Source organism: Nitritalea halalkaliphila LW7 (assembly GCF_000265075.1).
Classification (GTDB): domain Bacteria; phylum Bacteroidota; class Bacteroidia; order Cytophagales; family Cyclobacteriaceae; genus Nitritalea; species Nitritalea halalkaliphila.
In genome coordinates this window covers 43,083-51,198 of sequence record NZ_AJYA01000031.1, presented here as the reverse complement: position 1 = coordinate 51,198, position 8,116 = coordinate 43,083, and the positions used below count along the sequence as shown (strand labels likewise).

Sequence of the window (8,116 nt, the reverse complement as noted above, 5' to 3'; positions counted from 1 at the left end):
GTAAAAAAACAAAATAATAAAAATACAAATGCACTAAGCAATGTCTCGCACTGTAGAAAAATATTGAACCTAAAAAACCAATTTTGGACCAACACCCCCGACCTTTCTTCAGTCTCCAGCAGACACTTTGGAATAAAAAAACCTGACTTCGACAATCCATATCCGCTCGACGAATCCCATATTTTTTATAGACGTTAGGTTTTGTAGACTTGCGGAATGGGAAGAAGAGATAAAGAATTTTACTAGGAGCTTTAACGGGAATGGGTTAGTTTTAATTAAAGGTAGGCTTTTTCTGTACGAACAGCCGACGGTAGGCCCTAGGACATTCAGGCACCAGGCTTCCTGAAACACTAGGCAGTGAAGATTTTTATAGCAAAGCCTACTGAGTCTGCGGAGGGATCCGTCGTTATCGGAGAAGAACTGACTGAAGTGCTAGAAACGAAGTCCGCATCGTTATATGTTAGGCGGTTAGGTGATGTTGGTGATCGCGTACAGGGAAGCAAGCATAAAGATTTTTTCAAGCAACTGCCTTCTGAACAGCTCAAGTACAGAGGCCAATTTTAAATCGAATACGTAGTTATTTGAACGTATAGTTTACACTGTAGAAATCTAACTCTAGTCAACAGGAGAGAGGCTAAAAAAACTGTTTTTAAACGAAAGTCAGCAAAAGCTATTAAAAATATTTTTTTTGATTTAAGGTGTTCCAATGTCGATTTCAGGAAAAAGCTGACTCTCAGCCAGGCGTATAGGAAAGTGGATCCGAAGGGTCCTTCACCAGGCCCCAAAAGTGTATTTCGCTTAGTTGACCACCTGAATAAGTCCAGAAGACACGGTAGCACTAATAAATGCTTCCCCTTCTTCCTGCGGCGAGACGCGAATAGAGGAGCCGCTGTACAGGTCGCCTATGCGGATACGTCCGCTACCGGCTTTTAAGTCGTAGCGGTAGGCGCGCAGATCATCGTTCGTCTGGATGCGGATATTTCCTGAACTAGATGAAAGTGTAGTAGAAGGCAGCAAGCCCGTATCGGAGAATGTCATCAGGCCGGAGCTTACTTTGGCTGCTTGCAGCTTATCCACATTGGAGAAGTTAGCAGAGCCAGAGCTCAAACTAAGTTCTAAAACGCCATTGATTTCCGTACCGCGCAAGTTGCCGCTAGAGGCCTGAAGATCAGCATCTCCTGTGTGGCGATTGAGACGCAAGCTGCCGCTGGAAACTTTACCCGATAAGTCCCCCCGAGTGTCGCTTAGCTCTAAGTTACCGGAGCGTCCGACGAGCTCCAGCGTTTGCACATGGATTTTCTCTGCTCTAAAATTTCCGGAGCCGATCTCCGCTTGAAATGCTTTTCCCGATATGCCGCTCACCTGTACCTTACCAGACCCTGAGGTCAAGCGCATTTCCAGCTTCTCAGGACCTTTCATGCGAATAAATCCCTGATCTCGGCTATTGATTACCGTGGTGCGACCAGATTTTTGCCGATAGGCTACCTTTAAGACGCCCTCCACTTCCACGAACACAATGTCTACATCTTGGAAATTACCTTTCAAGAAGGCATGTGCCTCCAGCGTTTCCTGTCCCGCAACGCCTTCATAGCTGACCTCCAGCCAGGCGCTTTCGATTTCCAGTGTGTGGATGCCCGTAAACTGACGCTTTACGTCAATAATGGGCGTCTGTGCTTGTAGTGCTGCGTTAAAAAGGGTCATGAAACAACAAGCTAAAAAGATACTCAAATAATTTATCGTTCTCATAGTTCGCGATTTTAAAGGACAATTCCAAAGCTTATGGGTGTAATTACGGGGTCTACTCCGCTTTCAAATAGGGGATTTAAGTCATACATCACATAGATGCGGAAATACTTGATGTCCACCTCGCCGCGGATACCGTAGCGGAAATTATTTAGGGAAAGGCCATCACGCACACGGTCTCGGTTACGCGAGCCCCCGTCGAAGGGGCGGGAGACGAAGGTAGAGCTGCCGCCCAAACGGTATCCTGCATAGGGGCCTAGGGCTACTGCCAAGCCAGACTGTCCATAGAGCATGCGCCCGAAATCCAGCTCCACCAGTGTCTGAGCCGTCAGATAGGAGGCGAAGAGTCTGCTGCGCAGGGCATTCACGTCCGTGCGTTGAATGAACTCCACCCCATCAGGCCGCGTACGACCTGCGTGTTCCGGCTGTCAAAGTTAAAGCGCATCAGCTGGGCCCCGAGGGAGGCGTTCAGATTCAGGCCTCGTACAAGCCGCTGAGAAGCCCACCAGTTTAGGCCTAAGTTCCAACTTCCCCATCCGCGCGTCGAGAAGTCCTCCTGGCTGGAGACGAATCCACCGTCTTCGTCGAGGAAGGAATTGATGCCGAAATCAACGTGGAAGTAGGTGCGAAATGCTGGCTCTCGATGGCGTCGGCGGACCACATTGACTTGCGTATTGCCCTTGGTCTCATCTACAGTGACCACGATGCCGCCTACACGGACCTCTGTTACGCCGGGAGTTTCCTTTACCCCGAACATAGGCGCTTCACCGCCTTCTGCTGGGGTAAAATTGACATTGTCTAAATCGCTGAGGCTTTTTTCATCTAAGTTTAAAGCGCGAAAGAGCTCATTTATAGACATGTTTTTCAGCGCCTCCCGATCGGTTTCCTCCGGGATGGCCACAGCCACTCGGCCACTGTTGCGGTACTGAATGATTACCGAATCAGCTGCTGCTGCTGCTTCGAAGGTGTGCGCGCGGGCTTCTACTGCCTGCATCACCAGCCAAAAGGCCAATAGAATGAAGTATCCTGTTTTTTTCATGACGATGTTATTCCATGTTTTTTTCAAATAATCCCTCCAAAAACTCGTTTTTCGCTTCTTGGAGACTGCGCAGTCCTAGCGGCCGCGGCCGTGGTTCTGCTTGGGCGATGGCCTGCTGGATACGCTCCCCGATGCCAGGGATGCGTAATACCCGAACATCCCCATCCATTTCTTCTTCGATTAAGCGAAAGCCGGAACGTTTTTCTGAACGAGTCTCCGCCATCCTGCCGCCTAATCCATTCCCCGCCTTGCTGTCTGCTACCAGAGAACCGTTTAAATCAACGCGAAACATTTCTTGCTCCGGAAGTGTGCGCTTGGGAGCTGATACGGGTAGCGGCTGCGAAGGACGCACTACCTCGGTACGAATAGACGGGCTCGCCGTACGCTGAGGCTCCTTTTCCGCCACTTCCCTTTCAGCGACCTTCAGGTCTTGAGCCGAAGGGACTGCCGCTGCTGCTTGCGCCTGTGTAGCAGGATCTTCCGAACTATCAGGCGCTGGTTGGATGAGGGGAGGAGGGAGAAGTGCCTTTTGGCCCCCGGCCTCATCCGCAGCCGTCCGAGTGGCGAGCGCTTGGCCTTCCTCTGCCTGCGGCAAAAGCCCCTTCCAGAGGGTCCTACCAGCATCCAGGTCGCCCCAGCCAGCAGGATCAAAAGCCCAGCGGCCACCATTCGATAAAGCGGGAGGCTCCTTTTGCTGTTTTTTTGTGCTGTAGGCAGTCCTGCCTCCAGCCGCTCCCAAAGTTCAGGGCTTGGATGGTGTGTGGCTTCGGATAACTTTTGCCGCCAGGCATTTTCCCATTCGTGTCGCTTATCCATGAGCACGTTGTTTTAAAGGTTGTTCTTGAGCGCGCACTTTCTGCTGCAGCCAGGTGCGTGCGCGGTTCAACTGTGACTTGCTGGTTCCCGTGGAGATGCCCAGCAGGGTACTGATTTCCGCGTGGCTATAGCCTTCGATCGCGTATAGGTTAAATACGGTTCGATAGCCTACCGGTAGGCTGTCGATCAGGCGAAGGATATCCGCGCAGGCCAGTTCGCTTAGATCAGGAGTGGGGAGGGCTCCTGCGGGGTCGATGGCTTCGGTATCCTCGGGAAGCACTTCGAGCAGCAGCTGGCGTTCCTTCCGCAGCTGCATCAAAGCGGCATTCACGATGATCTTCCGCATCCACCCCTCGAAGCTGCCTGCTCCCTTAAAGTCAGCCAGCCGAGCGAAGATTCGGGTGAACCCTTCCATCAGGGCGTCTTCTGCCGCAGCCTCCTGCCGCAGATAGCGCTGGCAGATGCTCAAAAAACGCGGGGCATGTTTCTCATACAGGTAGCGCTGTGCTTGGGCATCCCCCTTCAGGCACTGCTTGACTAAAAAAGTCTCGTCGCTATAATCCTTTCTAAAAAACATGTGAGCGGTTCGTGTTTATAAGGTAGATGCAGTCAGAAGCGAAAGGGTTGCATGGGGGTTTAAAAAACGTTAAAAAAAATTTTCAAAGCCCCTCGAAGAGCGCCACACTTTCCAGGTAGGCGGGGAGCTGTGCCTGCCAGCCTAACTCCGTTTCCAGTTGCGCACGCAGGGTTTCCAGCGCCTCCTGCTCTCCATGTACGAGAAAACAGCGCTTCGGCTTACTCACAAATCCCGCTGCCCACTGCAGCAGTTCCCGCTGATCGGCATGGGCGGAGAGGCCCTCTATCTGGTAAATTTTAGCCCGCACCGGCACATCGATGCCATACATGCGCACCGATTCCTCTCCATCCACCAGGCGCCTCCCGCGTGTCCCCTGCGCCTGATGGCCCACGAAAATCACGGCATCCTGCGGCTGGGGTAGGCGGTGGTACAAGTGATGGAGCACACGCCCTCCTGAAGCCATCCCGCTGGCTGACACGATGATAGCATCGCCTCGCAGCTGATTTAGGCCGATAGAACCCTCCTGGCTGCTGACATAGTGGAGGCGCTTATGCCGAAAGGGATTGCAATTATCTTCCTCGATCATGGCGCCGAGGCGATGCTGCTCCCCGAAGGATTTATAGAGCCGGGTGACATCGATGGCCATGGGGCTGTCCACGTAGATGGGAATGTCCGGAATGCGACCTTGCTGCTGCAGGCGGAAGAGGTAGTAAAGGAGTAACTGGGTGCGGCCCACCGCAAAGGAAGGGAGGATGCTACCCCACCTGCTCGGTAGGTACGCCGGATGGCAGCGGCTAAGGCTTCCTCTGGCCCAGTCTCAGGGGCGCGGCGATTGCCATACGTGGCCTCTAAAAACAGGATGTCTGCGAAGGCACCATGCTGGAGGATAGAGCACCGGATCATGAAAGCGCCCTAAATCGCCCGAAAAGACAATTTTCTTCTCTTGCTGTTCCCCTCGAACGACTAGCTTAATGCTAGCGGCACCTAGGATATGGCCCGCCTGATAGAAGGTGATTTTGGCCCCAGGGCCAATGTCCACTGCCTGCTGGAAGGGGTAGGGCTGCAGCAGGGGCAGCGTTTTTTCTACGTCCTCCACGCGGTAAAGAGGTTCGGGCTTTTCATGCTTGGAATAGCCCTTTTTCTGGGCGTAGGCAGCCTCCTCCTCTTGAAGCTTAGCTGAATCTAAAAGCAGTATTCGGGTCAGCTCGGCGGTGGCTGAGGTGCAGTACACAGGGCCTCGAAAGCCCTCGCGCACTAGGCGTGGGAGGTAGCCGCTGTGGTCGATATGCGCATGGGTGAGGAGTACGCAGTCGATGCTTTTCGGGCCACGGGGAAGGAGGCCCAGTTGCGCTGGCGCAGTTCTTTCAGTCCCTGAAAAAGGCCGCAGTCCACTAAGATGCGGAAATTATCTACTTCTAAAAGAAACTTAGAACCTGTGACGGTGCCCCCTGCACCTCCTAAAAACTTTACTTTTACATCCATAGCGGTTTAGTTATTTGCAGTGAGAAAAGGCTTTTTCCGCCCAGCAGGAGCAGAAAAAGCCCGAATTAGTTGAAAATTACAGCTTTTCGTCCAGAAAGTCTACGCCTTTAGCGCATAAAATAGGCCTTTTCGTGCCGCTGCCGCGAAAGTGAGTCGGCGGGGCTGTTTTTATGGCTTTCGGGGCAGTTTAGGCAGAGCAAGCCCTCCCGGTTGAAGACCCAGACATTTTCTGCTTGCAGGTCCCGTAGGCGGTAGCCATTCGCATAGAGGGTTTGGCGGAGGGCGCGGCTCATGCTGCGGTCCATGCGGAAGGGGCGCTCATGGGGCAGCTGCAGTTCGAGGCGCAGCTGCTCCTGCCGGAGGGGGTTTTGCTGTTCAAAGTGCGTAGGAAAGGTCCACACACTATCTGCCAGCAGGGGGGCGTAGGGAAGGGCTTTTGCGGCCTGCCGCGCACGCTCCCGATCCGGGCCAGAAGAGCGCTTCACCAGTCGCAGCTCGGGCTCGGTAATTTCTGGTCGGGGGAGGAGGCTGAGGGTGACGCGGTCCCTTTGGCCGAAGGCCCGTTCGCGCCTTTCTTCCCCCTGAAACCGAAAGACTGGGCACTGCCTCAGCCGTGTAGCGAAACGTTTCTTCCACGGTAGCCTGCTGGCGGTAGTCCTTGGCGATAAAGCCGATATTCAGGCCCGAAAGGAGTACGCTCAGCAGCCAAAGCCCAAAGAGCATCAGGCCAGCTTGCCATTTATGATGCTTTTTCGGATCAGGACGCTCACCCCCGCTAGGAAGATGGCCAGGCCCGGAATAAAGACCGCTAGCATCAGGCTGATGGCTAATAGGGTTCAGCATGTCGTTAATTTCGCGGATAGGCCAGTCGTAGAGGACTCCTTCGGACCAGGGGCCTTGCAGGCCAAAGTAAGAGATGATAAGGGCGAAGGAGGCGAAGATCAGGGCGATGCCTACCAGCATGAGGACGAGTCCCAGAAAGATGCGTAGGATGAGAACCAGCACGAGTCCCAGGGGTCCTAATGCCTGTCCGAGCGCCTGTAGGCCCCTTCCCAGCCAGCGAAATGGCTGCAGAAGCGGGCTGCTTGGCTGCTGCTGTGCGGGCTGAGCACCTAAGTTTTGCTTCAGCGTATCGTCGATTTTAGTCAGCGTCACAGCTTCCCCCTTCATGCGGATTCGGTCGGTGATGCTGGCGGCACTGGGCGTGATGATCCATAGGATGAGGTAGAGCACTACGCCGGTACCTCCTACGAAGGCGAGGAGCAGAAAGCCTACGCGCACGATCATAACATCAAGCTGGAAGTAGGCTGCCAGACCGCCTGCCACCCCGCCGATGACCTTGTCGTCAGGATCTCGATAGAGTTTTTTTATGGTTTTATCCTCGGGAAGCTCGTAGCTCACCGGCAGTAGCACCCAGAGGATGATGTAGGCCAGCAGCCCGAAATTTCCAAAATACACATGAACATTTGGCCAGCCCCAGCCGGTGAAGGAGTCTACATTCAGGAAGGTGATGCGGCCACTGAAGAGCAGCAAAATCGCTATGAGCCGCACCCAGAGGGGGTCCATTTTCACATAATGGGCGATGCCGGCGCAGACACCTGCGATGACTTTTCCATGGTGGAGGCGGCTGAGTTTTTTATAGCCCTTCTGGTCTTTCGGGTCGGGGGTCACGTAGCGGTAGTCCTCGGCGTTTTTCGGTGCTTCCTTTTCGCTGTCTGCACCGAGGCCGAGGTCCTCCGTTTCATGTAGGCGCTCCACGCTTTGGAAATCGGCGATGTTTCCCATTTTTTCGATCAGGAGGCGCACATCCTCTGCCGTGATGACTTGTTTGTTGTTTTTCAACTTCGACAGAAAGATTTCTGCGATGCGCGTTTCGATGTCCTGAATGACCGTGCTGCCGTCGGGGTAGCTGCTAAAGTGGCGCTGGATATTCTCTAGGTAGCGCTTGAGCTGGCTGTAGGCATCTTCTTCGATGTGGAAGAGGATACCGGAGATATTGATGCTGATCGTTTTCTTCATGGCTGATCGGAGCTTAGGTATGGCTGAAGGAATGCTTGGAGCAGCTGCCGCTGCAATGTTACTCTTTTTAGGGCGTTTTTCCCTTTTTCGCTGATAAAATAGCGTGTTTCTGCCGGAAATTCCTCCCTTTCTTTCGCGCTGAGGGTAGCGGACACCACCGCGGCGGGGCGTCGTTCGAGGTACTGTCCTTTTTCCAGACGGTGGAGCAGGAGCAGGTATCCGCCTTCCTTGATGGGGAGGGGTGCTTTTTCGAAGATGGCTAGGAGTTGGGCCTGCGCCAAAGCTCCTTTTTCGAGCAGTTCCAGGGTGCTGCTGGCGATCCAGTGCCAGTGGCAGGGGAGTAAGGGGGTAGGTATTCGATGCATACTTGCTTCATTTGGGAGGTGTAAGGGAAAAAGTGTACCAAAAGCCCCGACCTGTGGCTGCTGCCGAGGTGCTGA

The 8,116-nt window shown here is 53.7% G+C and carries 11 protein-coding genes; all 11 read right to left on the bottom strand.

Going from position 1 to position 8,116, the window contains the following annotated elements; genetic code table 11:
- Positions 1–798: 798 nt before the first annotated feature.
- Positions 799–1,701 carry a DUF4097 family beta strand repeat-containing protein gene (locus A3SI_RS11420; protein WP_040670773.1) on the bottom strand — a complete coding sequence of 301 codons (903 nt, stop codon included), beginning with the start codon at positions 1,699–1,701 and terminating at the stop codon, positions 799–801.
- A 56-nt stretch (positions 1,702–1,757) separates the two neighbouring features.
- A complete protein-coding gene (locus A3SI_RS17585) occupies positions 1,758–2,135 on the bottom strand; it encodes a hypothetical protein (protein WP_156810283.1) in 378 nt (125 codons plus the stop codon).
- Positions 2,108–2,782: a hypothetical protein gene (locus A3SI_RS11415; RefSeq protein WP_156810282.1), complete on the bottom strand. Its 675-nt coding sequence runs from the start codon at positions 2,780–2,782 to the stop codon at positions 2,108–2,110. Before A3SI_RS11415 ends, A3SI_RS17585 begins: the two co-directional genes overlap by 28 nt.
- Positions 2,783–2,789: 7 nt before the next feature.
- On the bottom strand, positions 2,790–3,521 hold the full coding sequence (locus A3SI_RS11410) for a hypothetical protein (RefSeq protein ID WP_009055999.1): 732 nt from the start codon (positions 3,519–3,521) through the stop codon (positions 2,790–2,792).
- Positions 3,522–3,590: 69 nt separating this feature from the next.
- Complete coding sequence (locus tag A3SI_RS11405) at positions 3,591–4,175, bottom strand: RNA polymerase sigma factor (protein ID WP_009055997.1); 585 nt, start codon at positions 4,173–4,175, stop codon at positions 3,591–3,593.
- Positions 4,176–4,257: 82 nt separating this feature from the next.
- Positions 4,258–4,911, bottom strand: coding sequence for an MBL fold metallo-hydrolase RNA specificity domain-containing protein (locus A3SI_RS22750; protein WP_316929177.1), 654 nt, complete (start codon positions 4,909–4,911; stop codon positions 4,258–4,260).
- Positions 4,912–4,992: 81 nt separating this feature from the next.
- A complete protein-coding gene (locus tag A3SI_RS22745; protein ID WP_316929178.1) occupies positions 4,993–5,490 on the bottom strand; it encodes an MBL fold metallo-hydrolase in 498 nt (165 codons plus the stop codon).
- Positions 5,430–5,657, bottom strand: coding sequence for an MBL fold metallo-hydrolase (locus tag A3SI_RS22740; protein WP_316929176.1), 228 nt, complete (start codon positions 5,655–5,657; stop codon positions 5,430–5,432). Before A3SI_RS22740 ends, A3SI_RS22745 begins: the two co-directional genes overlap by 61 nt.
- Positions 5,658–5,764: 107 nt before the next feature.
- Positions 5,765–6,142, bottom strand: a complete 378-nt coding sequence (locus A3SI_RS17580; RefSeq protein ID WP_156810281.1) for a hypothetical protein — start codon at positions 6,140–6,142, stop codon at positions 5,765–5,767.
- A complete protein-coding gene (locus A3SI_RS11395; RefSeq protein WP_050977510.1) occupies positions 6,060–7,676 on the bottom strand; it encodes a PspC domain-containing protein in 1,617 nt (538 codons plus the stop codon). Before A3SI_RS11395 ends, A3SI_RS17580 begins: the two co-directional genes overlap by 83 nt.
- Complete coding sequence (locus A3SI_RS11390) at positions 7,673–8,041, bottom strand: hypothetical protein (protein WP_009055996.1); 369 nt, start codon at positions 8,039–8,041, stop codon at positions 7,673–7,675. The genes A3SI_RS11395 and A3SI_RS11390 overlap by 4 nt, the downstream gene beginning before the upstream one ends.
- Positions 8,042–8,116: the final 75 nt, after the last annotated feature.

Bases quoted from the DNA above. Each gene is read 5' to 3' on its own strand.
- A3SI_RS11420 (WP_040670773.1), bottom strand. From the start codon at position 1,701: ATGACCCTTTTTAACGCAGCACTACAAGCACAGACGCCCATTATTGAC.
- A3SI_RS11405 (WP_009055997.1), bottom strand. From the start codon at position 4,175: ATGTTTTTTAGAAAGGATTATAGCGACGAGACTTTTTTAGTCAAGCAG.
- A3SI_RS11415 (WP_156810282.1), bottom strand. From the start codon at position 2,782: ATGAAAAAAACAGGATACTTCATTCTATTGGCCTTTTGGCTGGTGATG.
- A3SI_RS22740 (WP_316929176.1), bottom strand. From the start codon at position 5,657: ATGGATGTAAAAGTAAAGTTTTTAGGAGGTGCAGGGGGCACCGTCACA.
- A3SI_RS11395 (WP_050977510.1), bottom strand. From the start codon at position 7,676: ATGAAGAAAACGATCAGCATCAATATCTCCGGTATCCTCTTCCACATC.
- A3SI_RS11390 (WP_009055996.1), bottom strand. From the start codon at position 8,041: ATGCATCGAATACCTACCCCCTTACTCCCCTGCCACTGGCACTGGATC.